This window comes from Brevibacillus ruminantium, assembly GCF_023746555.1.
GTDB lineage: Bacteria > Bacillota > Bacilli > Brevibacillales > Brevibacillaceae > Brevibacillus > Brevibacillus ruminantium.
Genome location: NZ_CP098755.1, coordinates 664358 through 687737, shown reverse-complemented (window position 1 = coordinate 687737; position 23380 = coordinate 664358). Strand labels below are relative to the sequence as shown.

General features: G+C 52.0%; 19 protein-coding genes and 1 pseudogene. 2 read left to right on the top strand and 18 right to left on the bottom strand.

Annotation, left to right across the window (positions count from 1 at the left end; translation table 11 throughout):
• Nucleotides 1–269 precede the first annotated feature (269 nt).
• Both NDK47_RS03565 and NDK47_RS03560 read left to right on the top strand, forming a co-directional pair.
• Entirely contained in the window at nucleotides 270–1130 is an 861-nt protein-coding gene (locus NDK47_RS03565; RefSeq protein WP_251873546.1) for an MBL fold metallo-hydrolase, read from the top strand.
• A 152-nt stretch (nucleotides 1131–1282) separates the two neighbouring features.
• A complete protein-coding gene (locus NDK47_RS03560) occupies nucleotides 1283–2398 on the top strand; it encodes an aminopeptidase (protein WP_251873545.1) in 1116 nt (371 codons plus the stop codon).
• A 115-nt stretch (nucleotides 2399–2513) separates the two neighbouring features.
• On the opposite strand, the gene spoIIP is transcribed toward NDK47_RS03560, so the two are convergent.
• From spoIIP to purE, 18 genes and pseudogenes are all read right to left on the bottom strand, one after another.
• Entirely contained in the window at nucleotides 2514–4439 is a 1926-nt protein-coding gene (gene spoIIP, locus NDK47_RS03555; protein ID WP_251873544.1) for a stage II sporulation protein P, read from the bottom strand.
• 341 nt (nucleotides 4440–4780) lie between these two features.
• Entirely contained in the window at nucleotides 4781–5317 is a 537-nt protein-coding gene (locus tag NDK47_RS03550; RefSeq protein WP_251873543.1) for a hypothetical protein, read from the bottom strand.
• Between the two features lie 123 nt (nucleotides 5318–5440).
• Nucleotides 5441–5574: pseudogene (locus NDK47_RS27925) on the bottom strand (IS1380 family transposase); the annotation flags it as partial.
• A 35-nt stretch (nucleotides 5575–5609) separates the two neighbouring features.
• Entirely contained in the window at nucleotides 5610–6392 is a 783-nt protein-coding gene (locus NDK47_RS03545) for a DUF169 domain-containing protein (RefSeq protein ID WP_251873542.1), read from the bottom strand.
• Between the two features lie 70 nt (nucleotides 6393–6462).
• The gene (locus NDK47_RS03540) at nucleotides 6463–8073 is read right to left on the bottom strand and encodes a gamma-glutamyltransferase family protein (RefSeq protein WP_251873541.1); all 1611 of its coding nucleotides are present in this window, start codon (nucleotides 8071–8073) and stop codon (nucleotides 6463–6465) included.
• 32 nt (nucleotides 8074–8105) lie between these two features.
• Nucleotides 8106–8636, bottom strand: a complete 531-nt coding sequence (locus tag NDK47_RS03535; protein ID WP_251873540.1) for a chromate transporter — start codon at nucleotides 8634–8636, stop codon at nucleotides 8106–8108.
• A complete protein-coding gene (locus NDK47_RS03530) occupies nucleotides 8633–9214 on the bottom strand; it encodes a chromate transporter (protein WP_251873539.1) in 582 nt (193 codons plus the stop codon). Before NDK47_RS03530 ends, NDK47_RS03535 begins: the two co-directional genes overlap by 4 nt.
• Nucleotides 9215–9302: 88 nt before the next feature.
• Nucleotides 9303–9779 (bottom strand): Lrp/AsnC family transcriptional regulator, encoded by a 477-nt coding sequence (locus tag NDK47_RS03525; RefSeq protein ID WP_251873538.1) that lies wholly within the window; start codon nucleotides 9777–9779, stop codon nucleotides 9303–9305.
• Nucleotides 9780–10018: 239 nt separating this feature from the next.
• Entirely contained in the window at nucleotides 10019–11902 is a 1884-nt protein-coding gene (locus NDK47_RS03520) for an FtsX-like permease family protein (protein ID WP_251873537.1), read from the bottom strand.
• The gene (locus NDK47_RS03515) at nucleotides 11877–12647 is read right to left on the bottom strand and encodes an ABC transporter ATP-binding protein (protein ID WP_251873536.1); all 771 of its coding nucleotides are present in this window, start codon (nucleotides 12645–12647) and stop codon (nucleotides 11877–11879) included. Before NDK47_RS03515 ends, NDK47_RS03520 begins: the two co-directional genes overlap by 26 nt.
• Nucleotides 12648–12743: 96 nt before the next feature.
• Nucleotides 12744–13760, bottom strand: coding sequence for a sensor histidine kinase (locus tag NDK47_RS03510; protein WP_251873535.1), 1017 nt, complete (start codon nucleotides 13758–13760; stop codon nucleotides 12744–12746).
• Nucleotides 13757–14455, bottom strand: a complete 699-nt coding sequence (locus tag NDK47_RS03505) for a response regulator transcription factor (protein ID WP_251873534.1) — start codon at nucleotides 14453–14455, stop codon at nucleotides 13757–13759. Before NDK47_RS03505 ends, NDK47_RS03510 begins: the two co-directional genes overlap by 4 nt.
• 104 nt (nucleotides 14456–14559) lie before the next feature.
• Nucleotides 14560–15075 (bottom strand): sigma-70 family RNA polymerase sigma factor, encoded by a 516-nt coding sequence (locus tag NDK47_RS03500; protein WP_251873533.1) that lies wholly within the window; start codon nucleotides 15073–15075, stop codon nucleotides 14560–14562.
• Nucleotides 15076–15185: 110 nt separating this feature from the next.
• Entirely contained in the window at nucleotides 15186–15878 is a 693-nt protein-coding gene (locus tag NDK47_RS03495; RefSeq protein WP_251873532.1) for an ABC transporter ATP-binding protein, read from the bottom strand.
• A gap of 22 nt (nucleotides 15879–15900) precedes the next feature.
• The gene (locus NDK47_RS03490) at nucleotides 15901–20100 is read right to left on the bottom strand and encodes an FtsX-like permease family protein (protein ID WP_251873531.1); all 4200 of its coding nucleotides are present in this window, start codon (nucleotides 20098–20100) and stop codon (nucleotides 15901–15903) included.
• A 274-nt stretch (nucleotides 20101–20374) separates the two neighbouring features.
• Nucleotides 20375–21676 (bottom strand): adenylosuccinate lyase, encoded by a 1302-nt coding sequence (gene purB, locus NDK47_RS03485; RefSeq protein ID WP_251873530.1) that lies wholly within the window; start codon nucleotides 21674–21676, stop codon nucleotides 20375–20377.
• Entirely contained in the window at nucleotides 21673–22851 is a 1179-nt protein-coding gene (purK, locus tag NDK47_RS03480; protein ID WP_407653378.1) for a 5-(carboxyamino)imidazole ribonucleotide synthase, read from the bottom strand. Before purK ends, purB begins: the two co-directional genes overlap by 4 nt.
• Nucleotides 22848–23336 (bottom strand): 5-(carboxyamino)imidazole ribonucleotide mutase, encoded by a 489-nt coding sequence (purE, locus tag NDK47_RS03475; protein ID WP_251875953.1) that lies wholly within the window; start codon nucleotides 23334–23336, stop codon nucleotides 22848–22850. Before purE ends, purK begins: the two co-directional genes overlap by 4 nt.
• Nucleotides 23337–23380 lie beyond the last annotated feature (44 nt).

Sequence of the window (23380 nt, the reverse complement as noted above, 5' to 3'; positions counted from 1 at the left end):
TCCCACGGTAGTATGGGTAAAACCAAACTAATTTACGAACGTTTCAAATTAATTAAAACATAATCATACGTTTTTATCAACGAAAACAAACGAAATCAATTCGACAATCGTTCGTAATTTACGCACAAAAATTTAACTTCTAACCTTAATATTCGTGTCTGTAACATTTCGGTACGCAAAACAAGAACTTCGGAGGGGCGTGTAGTAAAAAAACCGGGATCAGTAAACAGTAAAAGAGAGAATTTGAGGAAAACGGGGAGGGAACTTTTTTGCGGGACACATTTATTCCAGTCACCTCTGCAGCGAGCGGTCTCGGTCAGGAAATCACTTCTGATGTGTACGTGCACTGTGTACAAATCGTCAATATTTGTTTGGTGGGAAATCCGCAGTCTGCCGAGTGGGTGTTAATCGATACCGGCATGCCGAAATCGGCTGCTGAAATTTTCGCTGTAGCCGAAGACCGCTTCGGGCCCGATTCCCGTCCAAAGGCGATTATCCTGACGCATGGCCATTTTGACCATGTCGGTGCCGTGATTGAGCTTTCTTCGCTTTGGGATGTGCCTGTGTACGCTCATGAGTTGGAGTTTCCTTATCTGAACGGCACATCGGACTACCCTGAGCCTGACGGTTCTGTCGAAGGAGGCTTTCTTGCCAAGCTTTCTCCGCTGTTTCCGTACGGGGGAATCGATTTGGGAAGTCGCCTTCAGCCACTGCCTGATGACGGTACCGTCCCCCATATGCCGGGCTGGCGCTGGATTCATACACCCGGTCACTCTCCCGGACACGTCTCCCTGTTCCGCGAGCAGGACCGGACGTTGATCGCCGGAGATGCCTTTGTCACCGTCAGACAGGATTCCCTCTATAAAGTGCTGACGCAAACAGTCGAATTTACGGGTCCTCCCCGCTATTTGACCACAGATTGGGAGGCCGCCCGGGAATCCGTCGCCAAGCTGGAAGCCCTTCACCCGTCCAGAGCTGTCACTGGTCACGGTTTGCCTGTGGCAGGTGAAGAGCTTTCTGCGGGACTCGCCCGGCTCGTTCGTGATTTTGACAGCATCGCTATCCCTGATTACGGACGTTTTGTGGAACCAGAACCTGCTTCTGTCCCTGAGAATATGGAGCTGTTTTAAACCTGCAAATCGCGCCTGCACACCAATGGCTGCAGGCTTTTTTCATGCCGTCCAATCATTGTAAATATGCACGAGCAAACATCTGGCACGGTTGTTTCGGCTATGCGATAATGATGACAGAAAAAATTTTTTTACTATGGAGGTTACATACAATGGCAGATCCACGCATTCAAGAACTGGCCAGTCGCCTCATCCGATATTCACTTAATCTGCAAAAAGGGGAAAAGGTTCTCATTGAAAATATCGGCATCCAGGTGCCGTTGGTCCGAGCGCTTGTGCGCGAAGCATTCGCAGTGGGCGCACTTCCTCTAGTGACATTGAAAGATCAAGAAATTATGCGTGCACTGAAACAAGGGACCAGTCAGGAGCATATGGAGCTAATGGCCAAACATGAGCTGGCCCGTATGCAAGATGTAGACGCCTATATCGCTGTCCGCGCTTTTGAAAATATCAATGAGTACGCGGATATTTCCGATGAAAAGATGGGACTATATTCTCGTCACTTCTATCAACCGGTCCACTCCAATGAACGGATTCCCAACAAACGCTGGGTGGTGCTCCGCTATCCAAACAAATCGATGGCGCAGCTTTCCAATATGAGTCTGGAGGGCTTTGAGGATTTCTACTTCTCCGTCTGCAATCTGGATTACTCCAAAATGTCCAGGGCGATGGACCCGCTGGTCGAATTGATGGAGCGGACCGACCGTGTCCGTCTCGTCGGGCCGAAAACAGACCTGTCTTTCTCGATCAAAGGAATTCCCGCCATCAAATGCGACGGCAAGCGCAACATCCCGGACGGCGAGGTATATACTGCTCCGGTTCGTGATTCTGTAGAAGGAACGATTTTCTACAATACAGCCTCCAACTACCACGGCATCTCTTTCACGGATGTCCAATTTACCTTCTCAAAAGGTAAAATCGTCGAAGCAACCAGCTCCAATACCAAAGCGCTGAACGAAATCCTGGATACGGATGACGGGGCACGCTATATCGGCGAGTTTGCCATCGGCTTCAACCCGCATATCATGCATCCGATGCTGGACATCCTGTTTGACGAAAAGATCGCAGGCAGCTTCCACTTTACTCCGGGGAATGCCTATACCGTAGCAGACAACGGAAACCGCTCCTCCATCCACTGGGATCTGGTACAAATCCAGCGTCCAGAATACGGCGGTGGGGAAATCTGGTTTGACGATGTGCTGATCCGCAAAGACGGCCGCTTTGTCTTGCCAGAGCTGCAAGGGCTGAATCCAGAGAACCTGGTCTAATAAAAAGGCTGCCCCGGAAGAATCTCCAGGGCAGCTCACCGAATCATTATCACGTACGTCGTATTGCTGTTGAAGCACGCTCTGTTTCGTCCAACCGGCGAAAAGAGTCGTGCTTTTATTTATAGACCAGTTGGGATTCCAGCATATGGCGGACAATCACCTCGGAAAGTGCCTCTGCTGTGTTGTAGCATTCCTCGAGTGTATTGTTGGTTCCACCGATTTCCAGGAGCAAGCTCCCTCCGGAAATAGACTGATTATACTCGCCATTTCCCTCGTTCTTCCCTTTCAGAATAATGCCGCGTGACAAGCCGGGATACGCCGCCTCCAGGTGGGCATGAAGATGTTCCGCCAAATTTTTGTTTTCCTGATAGTTCGGATTGGCCGTCCCGATGACAAACAAGATGCGGGCATACGTCTTGCCGTTCAAGGTATGGGCTACCTTGCTGCGGGGCTCGTTACCGTCCCGGTGAATGTCAAACAGGTATTTCAAATGGGGGCTCGTGTTTGCTGCTGCCACGACCGCCTTGTACGATTCTGTGTAGGACATGGCAAAGCTCTTCTTTTGCTCGGCCAGCTTCTGGGCAAAGTCATCCTGGCTCACCATCGTGGGGACGCCCTTCGCCTGCAACAGCTCACCCAGCCGCTTCCCGACCAACGTAATATTGTTCACGGGATCATCCACGGAGCTGCCCTGTGTCATCTTCGCAACATTGTGCCAGGATTCACGGTTATGTGTGTGATAGATATAGACGGTCTCATTTCCGATCATCCCGGCATTGTAGCCAACCCCGGGGCTGCCGGTTCCCGTACCCGGCGCGCTTCCTGCCGGCTGGACCAGTTCAACAATCCAACCGGCAATATAGGCAGAAGACTGGTCGGGCATGCGAATCAAATACCAATCTCCTTCCGTTTGGATGATCGGATACGTTTGCCCTGGTTGAACGACTCCCACCACCGCATAATCGGTCCCGGGACCGCTTCGCAGGTTGGTGTCGGGATTTTTCACGCGAATGGATGCTTCCGTTTGAGCCGGCGCGGCTGGCACAGGAGTGCTTGTCCCTGGCGAATTGTTTGGCTGGCCCTGGGCTCCCCCCGCATTTGGGGTGGGGCCGAAAATATAGCCATAGGTGCCGTTGTAGCTGATCTTGTACCATCCATTTGTATTCCCTTGATGCGTAACAACCGTGCCGGCGGGAAGCCAACCGACGACAGTGGCCCAAATATCCGGATCGGAAAATACTTCGAAGCCGTCATGCAACACAAGTGTGTTTCCCGTTTGTTCCAGGCCAACTCCCACAGTAGGCGGTACATTCGATATGGGCGGGCTCACCGGCACACTAGGTGCGGGTGGAGCTACTGGTACACCCGCGGGCGGGGCTGCCGGCACACCAAGTGCGGGTGGAGCTGCTGGTACACCTGCGGGCGGGGCTGCCGGCACACCAGGTGCGGGTGGAGCTGCTGGTACACCTGCGGGCGGGGCCGCCGGCTCAGTTGGCGTTAGATTTGGGTTTGGCGCTGGAGTTTGCAGCACTGGCGGTGGCGGAGCCGGGGTTGGCGCCGGAGCGGGTGCAGCCGTTTCTGTCAGGTAGCTTGCGTTAACCCAGCCGTTCACTTTGTCAGAGAGCTTGATCTGTGCCCAGCTCCCTTGTTTTTTCACTTGCAAGAATACGCCGTTTTTGTCGATAATCTGCAAGATTTGCGCAGTAGCATTCGGTTCCGCCCGCACATTCAGCATGTCTACCGTGCTCTTTACATAGATAATCCGGGGAATTTCGATCATTTTGACGTATTTATTGTTGAGCCACCCCGACTGGCCATTTGCCAGCTTTACTTGTGTCCAGCCGTTTCGCTGCGAAACGATAGACAGCCGTGTAGCTTTGGTGATGGTTCCGACTATCTGGCTAGTTGTATCTGGAGCACTGCGAATATTTAACTGATCGACGGTTACCTCGACATGGGTTGCCGCCTGTGCGACCGAAAAGGGCGTCAGCAAAAACAGGAGACAAACAGCGATCAACATGGTTTGTGTACGTAAAAGCAACAGTCTCGTTCCTCTCTTCCACTGGTTATTGCCGGAAAATACATCCTACTAGGTAAGAGTTTCTCGATAAAGTTACAAATCCCTCCATTTTGTGACAGGTTTTTCATTGTAATGTTGATTTTCCGAACGGGTCCATCCTCGTTTCATGAACAAATGCCAGCCTGATTCCCCAACGCCCATAAGAAAAACGCGGAAAAATGTATCCGCGTTTTTGTAATGAGAAGCATCATGTCTCCCTGCTTGGCTCCGGGCTACGCCCTGCAAGGATGATTCACTATCCGCTCCACAACGTTTGGTGTCTCCCCCGCGAATCCCCCCGGAGCGGACAGTGCTTGAAAATTTTATCTATCTCCTTGCATACTACTCAGTTTCCATTCGTTATTTTCCTCAGTGAAGGATAATTCTAGTGTTCCCGCGTAAGTCTCATCGTTTATCCATACTTCGTAATGTGTAATAAACCGTCCATCTTTACTTATATCGAAAGACCTCTGACGGAAAGTGCTTCCCTTCATAGGGAATGGAGTGGTTATGGTTTCGTTCTCCACTTTATAAATAAAATTCTCACCTTCCACAGTAGCTTTCTCGGAAATATACTGTTTGACTTTTTCAGTGTCACCTTTCATCACGGCTCGGAAAATTTCCCTTGCCTGTAAATCTAGGGTATTACGCAGTTCGTAGATTTTCTTATTCGTATCATTAATCTGTTTTTCCTTAACTAAAGAGGCTTCAAGTTCTTCGTTTTTATTTTTCAATTGAGTGATTTCAGCTTGTAACCTCTCCATTTCGGTTTGATTCGTATTTGTGATTGTCTCGTTAGAACAAGCTACAATTACTAAAGCACTAAGGATAAACATGATCAGAACCAAGCCCTTTTTCATCCCTAACCTCCTATGGTTTTTCATATAGTAAAGAGTTTTAATCAAGCCGAGGATTTATTCCTCGGCTATTATATAATGAAGACGTACAGCGATTGGAAAAAGTTTCAAATTGGATTTTCTGCCAAACACCAATCGGCCTTGCCCGTCTTCGAGCACGTGCGCCTTGCGGATAATCCCTACGTGGCGAGCCTTTTCCGGGATGTCCCTTTGTAGATCAGGGTAATTCCTTCGATGATCCAGTCTTCGGCGACATATTTTCCGAACGTACAAAAAAACCTGACGCTTGATTGCGTCAGGGTTGCTCCTTCTCAGCAAATTGCTGGCTCAGCTTCTGATACGTCGGCGGAAATTCCGCCTGGTATCGCAGGTAGGTAGGGATCGGATAGCGGATGCCGCCCTTGTTGGTTCCCTCCAACCCGGCAATCAGCTCCTCTGCATCGCGGTAATGAAAGCTGAAGGCCATCTCATGATCCTGTGTCTGCGCAAACAGGCGGTCGCCATAACAGGGAACGATCACTTGCGGCTCACCTGTTTGCAGCGGCTTGATCGCTATGTCGGCGCAATCGGCCCGGCTGGAGAAGGTCGACGGGATCGAACCGCCCCGCTTGTACAGCATGCCGGCGACCAAACGCATGATTTGCGCGGAATTCCCGTAGACCACCACGACGTCTGGTTCAACCGAAGCCCGCTCCAGCGGAAAGGAGACGTAATACCCGCTCTCCTCTCGCGAAAACTTGGGCACATCCTGCTCGCTTTTCGCCCCCGCCTCCAGCGAATCGGTATACATCCCGCAGGCCAGATGCCCTTCGGAGTAAAAGGGAAGCTGCTCCTCATAACCAAAAGCCACCTGCGCGATGGGACAGGAGAGGTCCGCTCCATCCATGGCGATCGTCCAACCGTAGCGGCGAGAAAAACCAACCGCCTGGCAAATCGTGATCAGATACCCGAGATCTCTGGACGGTCGCTTTGCTTTGGCAGGCAAATCACTTTCATTCTTGACGATTTTGATTCCGACCGGAAAGCTGTCAGGACGAATATACGCCTGAATCGCTTCACTTACTTTTTGAACGCTCATGAAATCCCTCCGTTTGGCTCGTTTTCGGAATGGTTCTTCATTCGTCGCAGAAAATCCTGTTTTTCCCACATTACCATGCGGCGATGCAGCTGTCCGTCCGCATATCCGTGCCTCCGATCAGCACCCCTTGATCATCGCGCCAAATAATTTGCCCCCGCCCAAAGCCGGTTGGCCCCATTCCCCACTTGATCTGGTGCCCTTTTCTCTCCAGCGTCAGCGCGATGTGCTCGGGAAAATGATGCTCTACTTCTACTGTTTTCCCCTCTATCCAGCGCCATCTGGGTGCGTCCAGGGCAGCTTGCGGATTGAGCAGAAAATCGACCGTGTTCATGACGACCTGTACATGACCCTGCGGCTGCATGAAGCCGCCCATCACACCAAATGGCCCTACCGCCTGACCGTTCTTGGTCAAGAAGCCCGGGATAATCGTATTGAAGGATTTTTTCCCCGGCTCCAGCCGATTGGCGTGATGAGGGTCCAAAGAGAAGTTCTTTCCGCGGTTTTGCAGGGCAATCCCCGTTCCCGGCACCACGACTCCCGATCCAAAGCCCATGTAGTTGCTCTGGATGAAGGAAACCATATTGCCTTCTCCGTCCGCGGCTGCCAGGTAGACGGTACCGCTGGCAAGCGGTTCGCCCGGCTCGGGGATGCACGCTTCCTCGCTGATCAGGGTGCGCCTGTAGGCAGCGTACTCCTCCGTCAGAAGATCAGCTACGCGAACACTCATCTTGTCCTCCTGCGTAATGTAGCGGAAGCCGTCGGCAAAGGCCAGTTTGATCGCCTCGATCTGCTTATGGTAGGTATCGACAGACTCCTTTGCGTTAAAGGTGAAGCCCTTCAAAATGTTCAGTGCAAGCAAGGCAACGAGCCCTTGGCCGTTCGGCGGGATTTCCCAGACATCATAGCCTCTGTAATGCACACTGATCGGCTTGACCCATTCCGGGCGATAGGAAGCCAAATCATGAAGACGGAGAAAACCGCCGTATTGTCGAGAAAATGCATCGATCTTTTCCGCAAGCTCTCCGGAGTAGAAGCTCTCCCCTTTTGTTTCCGCAATTTTCCGAAGAGTTTCGGCGTGTCCAGGCGAACGCCAGATTTCCCCCACTTTCGGAGGACGCCCGTTTGGCGCAAAGGTATCAAACCAGGCGGCGAATTCAGCTCCCTTCCCAACCTGGCTAAATCGCTCAAAGGCCAGCTTCCAGTAGTGGGCCAGCGTCGGCGAGAGGGGGAACCCGTTCTCCGCGTAGTCAATAGCTGGCTGGAGCACTTCCTGAAGAGGCAGCTTGCCAAAGCGTCTGGAGAGTTCAGCCCAGGCCGCCGGCGCTCCCGGTACCGTCACCGGAATCCAGCCGTAGGTTGGCATTTCTTCATACCCCAGTGCTTTTACTGCCTCAATCGAAATTCCCTTTGGAGAGGGGCCGCTGGCGTTTAAACCGTGCAGCTCTCCATTTACCCACACGAGCGCAAACGCATCCCCGCCGATTCCGTTTGAGGTGGGTTCCACCACAGTCAGGCACGCTGCCGTGGCAATTGCCGCATCAATGGCATTGCCTCCTTTTTTCAAAAGATCCAGTCCCGCCTGCGCCGCCAGCGGCTGAGAGGTGGCGACCATGCCGTTGCGGGCATAGGTCGTCATCCGCCGAGAAGCATACGGATACTCCATTGCGTCAAAAAAACTCATTGAGGTTCCTCCGTTCCACACGAATGTAAAATTTAGCCGATAAAGAAAAACCCGTAGCACATGGCAATTCCCATCACCAGGGCCGGATGGAGCTTCCATTTTTCCAGCAGCAAAAATGATGCCACTGTGAGAAGTCCGGTTTGCATCCAGCCGATTCCCTCCACTGCCCCCATCAGAAATTCATAGGTCATCACACCCAGCAGTACCGTCACAATGGGCCGAACCGATTGTGTCATGGCCTTTACCTGGGGCGAATTGCGAAACAGATTGAGAAAGCCCAGCAGCAAGACCATGGCGATCGCAGTGGGTGCAACCGTCGCCAGCAGGGCAACCGTCGCGCCCGGGACTCCAGCTACCTGATAGCCGACATATCCGGCCAGCTTGGTCGCAATCGGACTGGGAAGCGCGTTGGCTACGGCGAGAATTTCCCCGAACTCTTTCATCGTTAACCAGCCATAGTGATCGACCACTTCATTTTGAATCAGCGGAATGCTCGGCGGCCCGCCCCCATACCCCAAAATATTGGAGATAAAAAAGGCCCAAAACAACTGAAGATAGATCATGCTGCCCCCTCCTTGTCTCCTTTGCTCCGTTGTTTGCGGACGGCCCAGGTCGCATAGCCAAAGGATAAGGCTAACGCGATCACCACCACGATGCCGGGGTGCAAATCAAGGAACAGCAATGCCACCAATGAGAGCGCCAGCGAAACGGCGGCACCGCTCTTGTTCTTGCTTCCCTGCCACCCCTTTTGCAGGAATTCCCACGTCAAGACACCCGTCATCACTGCAATCACCGGCTGAATCGCCTGAATCATCCCATATACCCCGGGGGCATCCTTCCACTGATAAATCACCTGAAGCAGCCCGATCATCACAAGAACGGTCGGCAGCACCATCGCGCAGTTGGCGATCAGCGCACCTGTCCACCCTTTCAACTGGTAGCCCACATAAGCCGCCAGTTTGGTGCCGATCGGTCCGGGCAGCGCATTGGCCATGGCCAGATTATCGGTAAAGTCTTCTTCATCCACCCACTTGTACTTCCTTACGCATTCGGTATAAAACAAAGGAATCATGGTCGGGCCGCCGCCATAACCAAAAATACCGATCCGGAAAAAAGCCAGAAACAACTGCCAATAGATCATGTCGAAGCATCCCCCCTGCTGTTATGTATATGGACTGTTCAGCCTTGCCCATTCCCTTTCAGTTGGTCCTTCCAGGCGAGCGATTCTCTTAGCGGATAAATTTGAATCGCGACTTGATCACCTTCAGCATATTGATGACATTGACTTTGGTAATGCCGTCGATCTTGTTCAGCTTTGTCATCAGGAACTCAGACAACTCATCGTAGTCGCGCAAAAGAACTTGGATGATCAGCTGGTATTCTCCCGAGGTGAGAACGACGAGCCGGGCCTCGTAAATCTCGTTTAATGCGGCCACGACATCGTCCAGCTTACAGGCCTCGACTGCGATTTGAATATACACCTGCACATTTAGTCCGACCTTGACCGGGTTGACCACGCCAACCAAACTGAGTACTCCCTCCTCCTGCATTTGCTGAACGCGCATTCTGACAGTCTTTTCGGTTACGTCCAGGTCCTTGGCGATCTGTGTAAAGGGAAGCCGTGCATTCTCCTGAAGTGCATTGGCAATGGCGTAATCGAGATCGTCTAGCTGTGAAAAAAGTGAACGGTGCATTTTTCCTTCCATGGCTTCCTCCCATTTCAACTCCTGATATCGACCAATATGAATGTAATAAGTACTTATATCAGTAAATAAAACAAAAAAATGGACGAATGACATTCATTGTTTGAAACTATAATATGATTCCCCCCTAATTGCAATAGTTTTCCGAAAATTCGCTTCCGCAAAAAAAGCAGATTCTTTGCGAACAAACCTTGTGGTCTGCCGCTTAGAATCTGCTTATTTGGATGGTGAACTGTTCTTTTCTACATAGACCGCTTTAAATGGAACAAATAGCGATTGCGAATAATCACGAAGTACACAAATTGAACGAGCACAAAGCTGGCCAACACAATCGCGGTCGGCTTTGCCACTGATGTGATCAGTATGAGTTTCAGCAAACTATGCAGCGAGAAAAACGCTACGGCGCTGTGAATAATCGCGACCAGAATCGGGATGAAGAAAAGCAGCGCCACCTGGGTGGTTACGATCCGCGACAACTCACGTTCCGTGAGGCCGATTTTCGTAATCGCGCCATATTGTCGTTTATCGTTTTCCAGATCGGTATACAGCCGGAAGTAGAGGAAGCTGCCCGCCGCGACGAAAAAGAGCAAACCGACAAACAACCCGATAAACAGCCCTGTATTTGCCAATTGCTTCAGCTCATGATACAGCGGGGCGCGCGCTTGGAAGGAATACGGCCCCGTATCTCCCTCGCTCAGTTCCGTCATCAATTTTTTACTCAGCGCATCGGTTTCCTTCCAATTCTCAACATTGTACAAAAAGTTTTGTTCGAGCGAATCCGCTGTGATCTGGGCGAACACCGGATCAGGCACAACGACAATGCGCGAACTATTCAAGGATGAGATTACAGGCATAAGCGAAGAGATTTTTCTCTGCAATGACTGTCCCGCTACAGGAAACGGCTCGCGATCAAGCTCTTCCCCCGGCCAGCGTTGAAAAAAGATAGCCTCCCCCGGCCCAACCTGAACCTGGTCCTGTCCCGCAGCACCGGCGATCCGATTATATTCGGACAAGCCGATCAGGGCCACATTCTTGGATCTGTCTTCTCCTCCAGACAGAACCTTTACCGTTGTCTCCACTTTTTCAAAAGCAAACCCGCCATCCTTCAAGGCAGCCTCGATCTTGGACACCTGCTGCTGATTCAGCTTGGTGTCTGCATCGGCTCGGTATGAGAAGGCAAACGGGTTCGTCTTGACCGTCGTTTCCGTAATCGAAGATGCCAGAGCAGCGAGCGTGCCAACCGCGCAAAACGCTACGGTCGAAACGATACAGACAAGAAAGAACATCCGGGCATTGTCCTTCATCCGATATGTCAAATCAGACAACGTGACGATGTTGGTGTGATTCCAATAGAAGCGCTTGTTCCTCTTCAGAAGCCTGATCAGGTACACACTTAGCTGTGTAAACAACAGATAGGTCCCGGCAATGGTCAAGGCACTTACCGGAATGAGCATAATGATGACCAGCGGCCCGCTCACCCAAAATGCCAGCACGTACGCCAATCCGAGCAAAACCGCCGCCAGCAGGGATAAAAAGACGGATGCCTTCGGCTCTTGTTTGGGACGCTGGTTCCCTTGCAGAAGCTCTAACAGACTGCTTCTTTTCAAAAAGAGTAAAGTAAACAGCGAGATCACCACATACAGGCAGAAAAAGCAGACGATCGTCAGCACCATGGCTTCCCACGGCAGGTAGAAAGGAAGCGGTTCTACATCCAGCAAGAATCCGGCAAATTGAAAGAACAGTTTTCCCAGTACCATGCCCAGACCGATTCCAAACAAAATCGAGATGGCCCCGATCAACATGTTCTCCATAAAGATCAGCACATTTTGCTGACCGCGCGTCATCCCGTGCATGATCAAAATCCCGAACTCTTTTTCCCGCCGCTTCAAGAAAGCTCCTACACAGTAGAACAAGAAGAAAAAGGCGAACAGGAAGATGATGTACTCGGCTGCTTTCATCCCTTCTGCGACATAGCGATGAACCTGGCCGCTATCTACCCCGGGATGATAGATGAACATCGCGTAGATGAAGAAGATCATCACCGAGAAAACACTGCTCAGAAAAAAGGCTGCATAGGTACGTTTGTTCCGGGAGACGTTGTTAAACGCGAATTGACGAAAGGTCATGCGTTTTCCCTCCCAGAAGTGACAGGACATCGATGATTTTCTGGAAAAATGCCTGTCTGCTGTCTCCGCGGTACATCTCGTTGTGCATCTGACCGTCCTTGATAAACAGGACGCGGTGACAATAGCTGGCCGCAAGCGGATCATGGGTGACCATCATCATCGTCGTACCGTCGTTTTTGTTGATCGTCTCCAGCGTCTCCATCACATTGCGTGAGGCTTTCGAGTCGAGATTGCCTGTCGGCTCGTCTGCCAGCAGCAAAGAAGGGGTGTGGATGATGGCACGAGCAATGGCGGCACGCTGCCGTTGACCTCCGGAAACCTCATAGGTTCTTTTTTCCAGGATCTCGGTAATCCCCAGCTTATCAGCCACAGTCCGAAGCTTCTCTTCCATCTCCGCTACACTTTTGCCGTCGAGGGTAAGGGGCAATACGATGTTTTCCGCAATCGTCAGCGTATCCAGCAGGTTGAAATCCTGAAACACGAAGCCCAGCTCTTTTCGGCGAAACAGGGCCAGTTGGTTTCTCTTCAACTGGTGAGGGTTGGTTCCGTTGAGCAATACCTCACCCGAGGTAGGCGAATCGATCGTCGAAATCATGTTCAGCAACGTTGTTTTTCCGCTCCCTGACGGACCCATGATGCCGACGAACTCCCCTTTTTTTATCGTAAAGTCAATATCAGTCAACGCTCGATACGTGACTCTGCCTCCATATATCTTACTGAGGCGCTTAACATGCAGCATATCCATGTGCGCTTCTCCTTTCTATTTTGACCTTCCTTTTTTCATGGGAAATTCCTTTTCCTCTTCCCACTATACGGAAGCGCGCATGGGCTAGCCATCGAATTAGCTTTCATCCAGCTTACGTTCTTGTAAGGTTGGTACGACCGCGAAAAAGATGATCCGTACTTTGGTTCCCACGCCAACCTTCGACTCGAGCTCCACCTCATGCGAAAGCCGTCCGCAAATCTCTTTCACCAAATAGAGCCCCATCCCTGTCGACTCCGGGTATTTACGTCCATTTTCGCCCGTGAAATAGGGTTGATATACACGCTGTATGTCCTCCGACGGAATACCGATACCGCTGTCTTCCACTTCGAGAACAACGTGTTTTCCCCTGGCAAATGAACGGATCGTTACCTTGCTTCCTTTTTTATCAGAGTAACGGACAGCATTGGTCAGCAATTGGTTGAGAACAAAGGAAAGCCATTTTTCATCGGACTCAACCACCCAGTGTTCATCTACAGCCAGCTCGGGATAGATCTGGTTTCGAATAAAGAGCCGTTTGTTCTCTGACACCACATTTTGAGCCAAACGGCGAAGGGAGACCGGCTCGATCAGGAAGTCCTGTTCGAAGCGGTCCAGGCGGGCACTGTAGAGCACCGTCTCCAGCCCCCGCTTGATCCGGTCTACTTCTTCGCGCACGCTTTCCACCCGGGGGTCATCCTCATCCTGGAGCAGAAGATGGATCACGGATATCGGCGTCTTCATCTGGTGAACCCATTGCTGGATAAAGGTCGTATGATCCCGTTGCTTCGTTTCATAGGCGTGAAGCTGCTCCTTAAACAGCCGATACTGATCCTGAAACGTCTGATCCATCGCCCGCCCCAGCGGAGAATTGCCATGTGCCAATGTCAGCTCCTCCAGCGTACGAACCGGTGCACTTAGCCGCTGGTAAACCAGCCGGTTGGATAAATAGCGGAACGCCAAAAAGCAGCCCCCAAAGAAAAAGCACAGGAAAACCGCATAGCTGATTAACGAAGGGTTCCAATACCCGTCCAGGGCAAAAATGAGTATCAGCAAAAACAATTGAATAAAGAACATGGTCAGAAATGCCCACTGATCCCGTAGAAAAAGCCTCATTGGCCGTCCTCCCAGGTTACCTTTAACCGGTAGCCGGAACCGCGCACAGTCTCAATTGCCCCGTCCAATCCCAGTTCTTTCAGCTTTCCGCGGACACGCGTGATGTAGACGTTTAAGGTATTTTCATCGACAAACTGCTCATCCCACAGCTTTTCCAAAAGGCGCTCACGGCTGACCACCCGCGGATACTGATTGAGCAGCGCCTCTAGCAACAGCGCCTCTTTTTTGCTCAGCTCCACCTTCTCTCCATGCATCGTCAGCTCCATCCGTTCCAGGAACAGGCGCAACCCGGCCACTTCAAACGTCCGTTCGCTTTCCTGGGCTGCATAGATGCCATACGCCCTTCGGAGCTGACTGCGTATTTTGGCCAACACGACATCGTAATCAAACGGCTTGGTGATGTAGTCATCCGCTCCATTTTCCAGTGCCATCACCTGATCCATTTTGCTCTCCCGTGCGGAAATGAACAGGATCGGGCAGTTGGACACCAGCCGTATCTGCCTGCACCAATAAAATCCGTCAAACTTCGGCAGGTTGACATCCAGTAGCACCAGATCAGGATTTGCCCTGGTGAAGACATCCAATACCTGCTCGAAATTTTCCACATTCACCGTTTCATACCCGTATTTCACCAGTTGCCCCTGGAGCAGCTGATTGATTTTCGGATCATCTTCTACAATCATGATTGTCGACATCGATCGTCCTCCTCGATTCTGTCGTCTTTCTTCTGTTTCTACTATACCAAAAAACCGGATACGTCCCAGCATCTGAGACGTTCCGGTTTTGGGCAGGCACCCTGTTACGCCTGGGTTACCATCAGCTTTTGCAGTTTTTTGATTCCCCGAAAATGGAGAATTTTTACCGACGCTTCCGTTTTGCCGAGGATTTCCGCGATCTCGTTCATCCGCAGATCAGCCAAATAGCGCAGAGAGATGACGTTGCGCTGATCTACCGTCAACGTTTTCACGTTTTTCCAGAGATCCTCATGGGACTCCAGATTGATGACGCGCTCATCCGGCAGCTTCTCGCTCGTGACCAGACTGGAGAAAACCTCCTGATCGGCTGGATATTCCCGCTTTTTGCGCAGATAGTCAATCAGCGTATTATGCGCAATCCGAAAAATCCACGCCCCAAAAGGATGGCGTCCATCGAACTGGTCAAGCTTCGAATATACTTTGATAAACACCGTCGTCGTCAGGTCCTCGACATCCCAGACATTGCGAATGCGGTAGCGAAAATAGCGATAGATTTTAGTTGAGTACTCTTCGTATATATGTTGGTGGTCAAGCGACTGAAATTTTCTTGCAGTATTCATGGTCCTTACTCCCGTGTCATTGATTTTTCTGTATAAATGGTTTTTGTATGAATTGTCTTTATTGTAAAAGGCCCGGGAGAAAGGAACCATCGAGTTATATTTCATCTTCCTTACAGTTTTGTAAGGTGTATGTCCGCGATCACTCTGCCATCCCGCATTTCAATCCTCCTGTCTGTCTGGCCAGCCAGATGCTCATCATGCGTGACAAAGATAATGCCGGTCCCATACTCCTGCTGATATTTCCGCAACAGCTGAAAGACCATTTCTCCATTGTTCGTATCGAGATTGCCTGTGGGTTCGTCAGCCAGCAGCCATTGCGGGCGATTCACCAATGCGCGGGCGATGGCGACACGCTGCTGCTCTCCACCAGATAGTTGGGAGGGCAAGGAATCCTGCTTATGCGCAAGACCAACCCAATCGAGCAGTTCCTGTGCCCTTTCCTTCTTGTCATAGCTGACTTTGCGCGGGAACAAGGGAGACATCACATTCTCCAAAGCCGTAAGCGTCGGCAGCAGGTGAAAATGCTGGAAAATAAAACCAATACGAGCAAAGCGGAAATCAGCAAGCGTCTTTCCTTTCAGCTTGCCGACATCCACATCGTCGTAAGCAATCATTCCCGCCGTCGGTGCGTCCAGCGTGCCGATTACTTGCAGCAGCGTCGATTTTCCTGAGCCGGATGGACCGACAATCGAAGTACATTCATTATTTTGCAGCAGGAGCGTTACATCTTCCAACGCAGTGGTGATGACTCCGTCTCCGCGATATGTTTTGGATAGCTTTTCGATTCGGATGTTCATGGTCATGTCGTTTTACCCCACCTCTCGTTTATGGTAATTTGAGCCACTTGGAAAAATAGTGTTCCTTCACAGGGAAATAGGCGGTGGCAAAACGGATGAACTCCTTGGTATCAACCTGCTTGTAGGCATATTGCTCATAGTACGTCTGCAAAAATCGCCAGCCTTCTGTGATGCCGCCATAGGTCGAGATCAACTCCCAAAGGCGCAGCGACGGCACGGCATAAACAGCCCCGTAGACCTCTCCGTCATATTCGTCCAACGCCAGATTGGATGGCATGTCACGGGCCAGATTGACGGCTGCCTTTGTCCTCGCCCATACTTCCTGCTCGCTTTTATTGTCGTGCTCCATAAAAAACATCGCACTGGCTAATTCCGCAAATCCCTCATCCAACCACCCCTCCCGGTACGAATCATTGGCGACCACGCCATAAAACCACTGGTGGGCGATCTCATGAACAACCGTGTACCTCAGGGATGCCAAATCCTCTTGCGGCACCACTGTCACCACCCCGGGGTACTCCATGCTCACCCGGCCATCCACCAACAGATCAAGCTGCTTGTGAGGATACGCACCGATTTTGCCGGAGAAAAGTGAAAGGGCTTCTGTTGCCGTCTGCAGTACGGCTTCGAGTTGTTTTTGCTGGGCCTTCTCTCCGAATACCCGGATTTGCACCCCGTCTTTTTCCTGAGACAAGGATTCCAGCCCTTTTACTACTGCCACATACAGTTCACGGACGTTGGCAACAGCAACCTCCCCTGATGTCTTTGCTCCCGCTCTATCTTCGTCCGAAGAGGTGATGACCTGATACCCCGGCGGCACTTCGTAGTGTAATGTAAAATCTGCATGGCTTGTGTGGTACGACTCGCCATTGACCCGATAGGGCTGCTTGTTCCAGCCGTTATGGTAGGTCGCCAGCATGGGATAGGCTTGGGCGAGAAAGTAACGCTGGTCCATCCTGTCAAAACGCAAGCCTTCTTCCGGTACGGTAAACGTATAGGCAACGCGAACCTCCCCTTTTTCTCCCGGCGCCATCTTCTTTTCGAGTGAGAGAGCGAGCGTATCGGAGGAAAGCTGGTATTTGGCCGGCTTCTGATTCACCTCTACACGGTTGATTCGCACATCGGCACTCCCTTCGATGCTCGGCGGCTTGTTTTCCCTCGTAAAGACATTGGGAATAAAATAAAACACCAGTGAATCCCACGTATCCGCCGAACGATTCTCCACCTGAATCGTCGCTTCCGCGGTGAAGGTCCCCTGTGGGTCCATGCGAAGCGACAAATGGTAACGCGCTTTGCTGCCGTCCGGAACAGATTGGGACACAAAACCGGCAAGCTGGCCAGGCTCGTTTGCAGATTCGTCCTGATTGGGGGGCTCCGCTTCTTTCTGCTGAGGCGATACTTCTTTTGGGGAAACGGGGTCAACCGTTCCCCCTTGCTGTTCGCCAAGGCCTTCGGACGATGCCGCTTGTTTGACTTCTGAAGCCTTCCACAGCCGAATCGCACTGGAGGTGGCCCCGGTTATAAAGCCGAGGAGGAGCAGCGCCAGCATCACCCGCAGTACTCGTTCGTTCCGCCTGCTGTTTTTATGGGAACCTCGCAGCCCTTCCGCAGGACGAAACCGTACCGCCATCATGGCCGGAAATACAGCGCCCAGGAGCCCCACCACAACAGGAATGAGACCAGCACTCAGCAAAAGCAGTATATCTTCCGTGGGAAACTGGCGATACAACGCCATAATCACCAGCACCCCCAGCCCAATTCCGCCCATCGCTGCCAACAGACCGCAGAGCAGCCCTTCCCACAAAATCAACCGAAAAATGGCTGTGTTGCGCCAGCCCACCGCTTTGAGCAACAAGAACTCCGCTTTGCGCTCCATGACGTTTTGCCAAATAATTTCCGCTGTCGTCAACACCGCGATCACCAGCGCAAGAACCATCGCCACGTAATGCGCTTGCCCGATTTCCACTGCGACATATTGCCCGAGCCAGGACGTATACATCAGTCCTTGCAGACGAAAGGTGACGAAACCAAAAAACACCAGAAGCGAGGTCGGTACAGCCATCGCAAATACAGAGAGCAGGCTGCGCCGAAACCGCGCAAGCAGATGAACCCGTGCCAGTGAAAAGACACCTTGTACACGAGCCCATCGACGGGAAGCGGGCTGCAATTCACCCGTCCGCAGCATGGTAACAGGCGAAATTTTCCCTACCATCAGAGCAGTCGGTATTGCTGCCAAACCATAAATGACGAGACCGCATAGGCCGATGCCAAAGACCCGCTCGATCGGAACATGTGCCCCCTGTTGCAGCACGACCGCGCCCACTATGGCCCAACAGATGAGGGTAACCATTCCTCCCTGCAGACCTGCTTCCAAAAAGATAATCCGGCGGATATGCGCAGGACGCCAGCCTACGCTGAGCAGCAGGCCAAATTCCCCAGTTCTCGCGTACAGCGTCACCAGATTTGTGGCAAAAACGTAAGTAGTCGCGACAAGCATCACGATGCCCATGATGCCGGAAAAACCGAGCTTGGTCTCACGAAACAGCGTAAATACCGTGCCCAGCTTCACAAAGATTTGTTCGATCCAGCCTAATTCCGCATCGGGTCGGTCGCTCCGGACATGTATCAGGGTCGGCTCAGGCGATGATCCGAGCGTGATATCCGCGAGCAATCCTGTCCGTCTTTCAATCTCTGCTGCCACAGCCTGCAGCTTCTTTTGGCTGTCCTCGTTTACTTGTTCTACTCCTTTGATCTTCAACCGGATGGAAGAGATCGGCTTATCACCGAGAAGCTGGGCTGCCCCATCCAGCGTGGTCAGGAGCAAGGGAGGACTTGTCAGCAACCCAAACGGATTTTCGATGGGTTTGAGTGAGAGCGGCGGGTTGACAGGGTTGCCTTCCTTATCCAGGACCAAGCGTGCCAGAGCCGGACGGTACGTTTCCATTGGCAGCTCATTTAATGGATCTTTGGAAATATTCAGCTTTTCGGGATCGTAAAAGCCGATCCATTTGGGTGACATTTTTGCTGTATTCCATCCGCTGAAATACTGAAAGGGACGAAACGTTCCCTGATAATCTTCATCCGTAAAAAGAAACATTTCCTGGACATCCGCAGGGTACAGCGGCTTGATCTCTCTTGCCTCGTAAGCAATATTCCATCGTTCAGGGTAGGGGCTCGCCCCTTTTTGAAGCGTGAGCGGACTGGGACTTTCCGTAATATGAGAACTAATTGCCGCTCCTTGCCCGTTTTTCGCCTGGAATCGCTGTCCTGTTTTGCTGTCGATTCCCGAAAGCCCAGAAAGCAGCAGATGATGCGCTTCTTTTGCCTCCAAAGTAAAGGATGCGAGCGGCGGGCCGACTCTCTTTTGCTTGTCCAAAAACCTCTTCCCGCCATTTTGCTTGATCATTTCCATCGTTTGATCGGCCTCTTCCTTGGTCCCAAAAGGAAGCTCCAACCGTTCATATGTGCTCACAAATCGTAAATCGGTGTCCATTCGGTTGCTCATCAAGATAGGCAGATTGGTAACCGTCCCGTTGTCTCCATCATCATACGTATCGGTTGTATCCTTTTCCGTAAAATAGCGGCTCTCACCCATCGGAACCACTGCCTTGTCCAACCCGACCAGCCGGGCCTCTGCCTGCGGATCGATGCCTACTAACAACTGATTGAATGATCCGAACTGTTCCAAGTACCACTTGCCAATGCCATATTCGGCAAGCAGCCCCAAATCGCCTTCGGGCGGTCCTTGCCAAGTACCTACTTTGTAATATTCCGTGTTCTCCCAGCTTGGTGTCAGCTTCACTCCATCGTTACTGTATTTTCCAATGATATGACGATAAATTCCCGGCTCTTTTGGCTTCTCCATTTTTCCATAAAAAAACGTCGTCCAGGAATAGCCCACTGGCGCTAATGGAGCTGCTATCTCCACATCCGCAATCTGCTTGATACTTTCTAAATCATCAAGACTGATCCCGCCTTGCAAGCCGCTTAAATAGTTTGGCTCCAACAGACCATCCTGCTCCGTCACGCTCCGTGTCCCCTCAGGCCGAACCACGATATGATAAGCGGCCTTCCATCTCTTTTGCAAAATCTCCTGCGTGGTCCCGTTCCCGCTCTCTGTGACCCCGATAAAATAGCTGAGTGTTGAACTGATCGTCAGCATACCAACAAGCAGCAATGCAAAACGCGCGGGATGGCGCCACCAGTTGTTCCAAATATAACGGATCATGGACACACCTCGATCTACCGTCTATTCTGGTCCGCACGCAATTGTGCGCCCCTTTCCAGACCTGCTCTCCTTTTATATGAACAGAGCTCATCCGAAATTTCCATATTCGTCTAAATTTTACAAATCCCTGTTGTGTTTAGGCAATTTTATCTGGTTTTATTCTTCTTCATCTTTGGCATTTTCTGATGGAACAGGTTGCAAAGCAAAAGAAAAGAGGATGGCTGCTTGCTCCATCCTCTTCCCTTATTGGCAGACACTATGCCATTCTGTTTTCTTAGAGCAAACCCAAACGTTGGAAAATCGTATCCACATGCTTCAAATGATAGCGATGATCAAAGCAATCATCCAGCTCTTCCTTGCTGAGCGTCGACGTTACCGCCGCGTCGCTTTCCAGGATTTCGCGGAACGAGCGCTGCTCTTCCCAAGCCTGCATGGCACGGGGCTGTACGATATCGTAGGCCTGCTCGCGGCTCATGCCTTTTTCGATCAGCTTCAGCATCACCTGCTGGGAGAAAATCAGACCAAAGGTACGGTCCATGTTGCGCTTCATGTTTTCCGGGAACACCGTCAGGTTTTTGACGATATTCATGAAGCGGCGCAGCATGTAGTTCAGAAGCTGCGTTGCATCCGGCAGAATCACACGCTCCACCGAAGAGTGGGAGATATCGCGCTCATGCCACAGCGGCACGTTCTCGTAAGCGGACAGCATGTGACCGCGAATAACGCGGGCCAGACCGGAGATGTTCTCGCTGCCGATCGGATTGCGCTTGTGTGGCATCGCTGAGGAGCCTTTTTGCCCTTTGGCAAAGGCCTCTTCTACTTCGCGAATCTCGCTCTTTTGCAGGCCGCGAATCTCGGTCGCAAATTTATCCAGCGAGGTGGCGATCAAAGCGAGCGTAGCCATGTATTCCGCGTGACGGTCGCGCTGCAGGGTTTGCGTCGAAATCGGCGCCGCTTCCAGCCCGAGCTGCTCGCACACGTATTTTTCCACGAAGGGATCGATGTTCGCGTAGGTACCGACAGCGCCGGAGATTTTGCCGAAGGCCACTTCTTTTTTCGCCGCGCGGAAACGGGCCAGATTGCGCTTCATCTCTTCATACCACAGCGCCAGCTTGAGGCCAAATGTGGTCGGCTCCGCATGCACGCCATGGGTCCGGCCCATCATGACGGTGTCCTTGTGTTCCCGTGCCTTGTCTGCCAGGATCACGAGGAAATCCTCCAAATCCTTTTCCAGGATTTCATTGGCTTGCCGGAGCAAATACGACAGTGCAGTATCGACCACGTCGGTCGAGGTCAGACCGTAATGCACCCATTTTTTCTCTTCGCCAAGCGCCTCTGTCTCGGAAACCGCGCGGGTAAAGGCTACGACGTCATGACGCGTCTCTTCCTCAATTTCATAAATCCGGTTGATGTCAAAGCTGGCATGCTGACGCAGCTTTTTCACGTCCTCTTCCGGAATGACACCCAGCTTGGACCACGCCTCGCAGGCGAGAATCTCCACTTCCAGCCAAGCCTTGAATTTGTTTTCCTCCGTCCAGATGGCGCGCATCTCCGGTCTTGTATAACGTTCGATCATGATTGTCCCTCCGCTTTGTTCCATATTTCCAGCCTGTCAATCTCGCTGAGCGCCGCTTCCACTGTAGACGCCAGCACGTTGATATGGCCCATCTTCCGTTTCGGCTTGCTGTCTGCTTTGCCGTACAAATGAAGCTTGGCCGTCCGGGGCAGCCTTTCGATCCTCTCTAGCACCGGCTCCAGATGCTCACCCAAAATATTCACCATTACGACCGGAGAAAGCAGCTCGGTCGATCCCAGCGGCAGGTTGCAGACAGCACGCACATGCTGCTCAAACTGGGACGTGACACAGGCATCCATCGTATAGTGGCCCGAGTTGTGCGGACGCGGTGCCAGCTCATTTACATAGAGTTCCCCGTTTGCCCCGAGAAACATCTCCACGGCTACCAGCCCGACTACATCCAGCTTTTCTGCGATCTTGCGGGCTATTTCTTCTGCTTTCCGTCTGACCGCTTCCGGTATACGGGCCGGAACGATGGAAAGATGCAGGATGTTGTCTATATGCACGTTTTCGGCGGCCGGAAAAACAGCCAGCTCCCCCGCCGGATTGCGCGCTGCAATGACGGACAGCTCCATGACAAAGGGCACAAACTGCTCGACGATCAGTTCGGTTCCCGCTTTGGCCAAGGTCTCGTATGCTTCGTCCAGTTCAGCCTCGGACCGCAGCACCCACTGCCCTTTTCCATCATAACCGCCAGTGGCGGTCTTCATCACCGCCGGCAAGCCTAGCTCTTGAACGGCCTGTCGCAAGCTCTCCTTGCTCTCTACCACACAGAACGGGGCGACCGGGATGCCTAGCTCACGGATCGCCGTCTTCTCCCGGATGCGATGCTGGGTAATCCGCAACAGGCGGCTCCCCTGCGGTACGTATGATTTGGTTTCCAGCACCTCTGCTACCTGTGCGTCTACGTTTTCAAATTCGTAGCTGATTACGTCGCTAGCCTCCGCCAATTGCAGGGCAGCAGTCACATCATCATAGCGGGCGACAATCTGCCTGTCTGCTGTTTGCCCGCATGGCGCGTCCTCCGTCGGGTCCAGGGTGACAAACCGGTATCCCATGGCACGTCCAGCCAGCGCGATCATTCGACCCAGCTGCCCTCCGCCGAGAATGCCGATGGTCGCTCCCGGCTTTATCTGTTTGTCAGGTTTCACGGAAATCTCTTTTTTATCCATCATGCCAGCTCACTATCTCCCAGTACTTTATCGCGGACGACCTTTCTTCTGGCCACGAAGCGCTCCTGGATTTCCGGGTACTTGATGCCCAGAATCTGAGCAGCCAACAGTCCGGCATTGACAGCTCCCGCCTTGCCGATGGCAACCGTGGCAACCGGCACACCGCCTGGCATCTGAACGATGGACAGCAAAGAGTCAAGTCCGTTCAAGGTAGATGATTTCACGGGTACGCCAATCACCGGCAGCTCTGTTTTGGCCGCTACCATTCCGGGCAGATGAGCCGCTCCACCCGCTCCGGCAATGATCACCTCAAGACCGCGCTGCTTGGCTCCCTCTGCGTAGTCAAACATCAGATCCGGTGTCCTGTGTGCTGATACCACTTTCTTTTCATAAGGTACCTTCAGCTCGTCCAATATCGTACAGGCAGCCTGCATCGTTTCCCAATCAGACGTACTGCCCATGATCACACCTACCAACGGTTTGAACATACCATCCTTCGCCCCTCTTTCGTCAATATCCTTTTTTCGTTCAT

Coding starts and splice junctions, on each gene's coding strand:
- NDK47_RS03560 (WP_251873545.1), top strand. CDS start 1,283: ATGGCAGATCCACGCATTCAAGAACTGGCCAGTCGCCTCATCCGATAT.
- NDK47_RS03550 (WP_251873543.1), bottom strand. CDS start 5,317: ATGAAAAAGGGCTTGGTTCTGATCATGTTTATCCTTAGTGCTTTAGTA.
- NDK47_RS03545 (WP_251873542.1), bottom strand. CDS start 6,392: ATGAGCGTTCAAAAAGTAAGTGAAGCGATTCAGGCGTATATTCGTCCT.
- NDK47_RS03540 (WP_251873541.1), bottom strand. CDS start 8,073: ATGAGTTTTTTTGACGCAATGGAGTATCCGTATGCTTCTCGGCGGATG.
- NDK47_RS03535 (WP_251873540.1), bottom strand. CDS start 8,636: ATGATCTATCTTCAGTTGTTTTGGGCCTTTTTTATCTCCAATATTTTG.
- NDK47_RS03530 (WP_251873539.1), bottom strand. CDS start 9,214: ATGATCTATTGGCAGTTGTTTCTGGCTTTTTTCCGGATCGGTATTTTT.
- NDK47_RS03525 (WP_251873538.1), bottom strand. CDS start 9,779: ATGGAAGGAAAAATGCACCGTTCACTTTTTTCACAGCTAGACGATCTC.
- NDK47_RS03520 (WP_251873537.1), bottom strand. CDS start 11,902: ATGACCTTTCGTCAATTCGCGTTTAACAACGTCTCCCGGAACAAACGT.
- NDK47_RS03515 (WP_251873536.1), bottom strand. CDS start 12,647: ATGGATATGCTGCATGTTAAGCGCCTCAGTAAGATATATGGAGGCAGA.
- NDK47_RS03510 (WP_251873535.1), bottom strand. CDS start 13,760: ATGAGGCTTTTTCTACGGGATCAGTGGGCATTTCTGACCATGTTCTTT.
- NDK47_RS03505 (WP_251873534.1), bottom strand. CDS start 14,455: ATGTCGACAATCATGATTGTAGAAGATGATCCGAAAATCAATCAGCTG.
- NDK47_RS03500 (WP_251873533.1), bottom strand. CDS start 15,075: ATGAATACTGCAAGAAAATTTCAGTCGCTTGACCACCAACATATATAC.
- NDK47_RS03495 (WP_251873532.1), bottom strand. CDS start 15,878: ATGACCATGAACATCCGAATCGAAAAGCTATCCAAAACATATCGCGGA.
- NDK47_RS03490 (WP_251873531.1), bottom strand. CDS start 20,100: ATGATCCGTTATATTTGGAACAACTGGTGGCGCCATCCCGCGCGTTTT.
- purB (WP_251873530.1), bottom strand. CDS start 21,676: ATGATCGAACGTTATACAAGACCGGAGATGCGCGCCATCTGGACGGAG.
- purK (WP_407653378.1), bottom strand. CDS start 22,851: ATGATGGATAAAAAAGAGATTTCCGTGAAACCTGACAAACAGATAAAG.
- purE (WP_251875953.1), bottom strand. CDS start 23,336: ATGTTCAAACCGTTGGTAGGTGTGATCATGGGCAGTACGTCTGATTGG.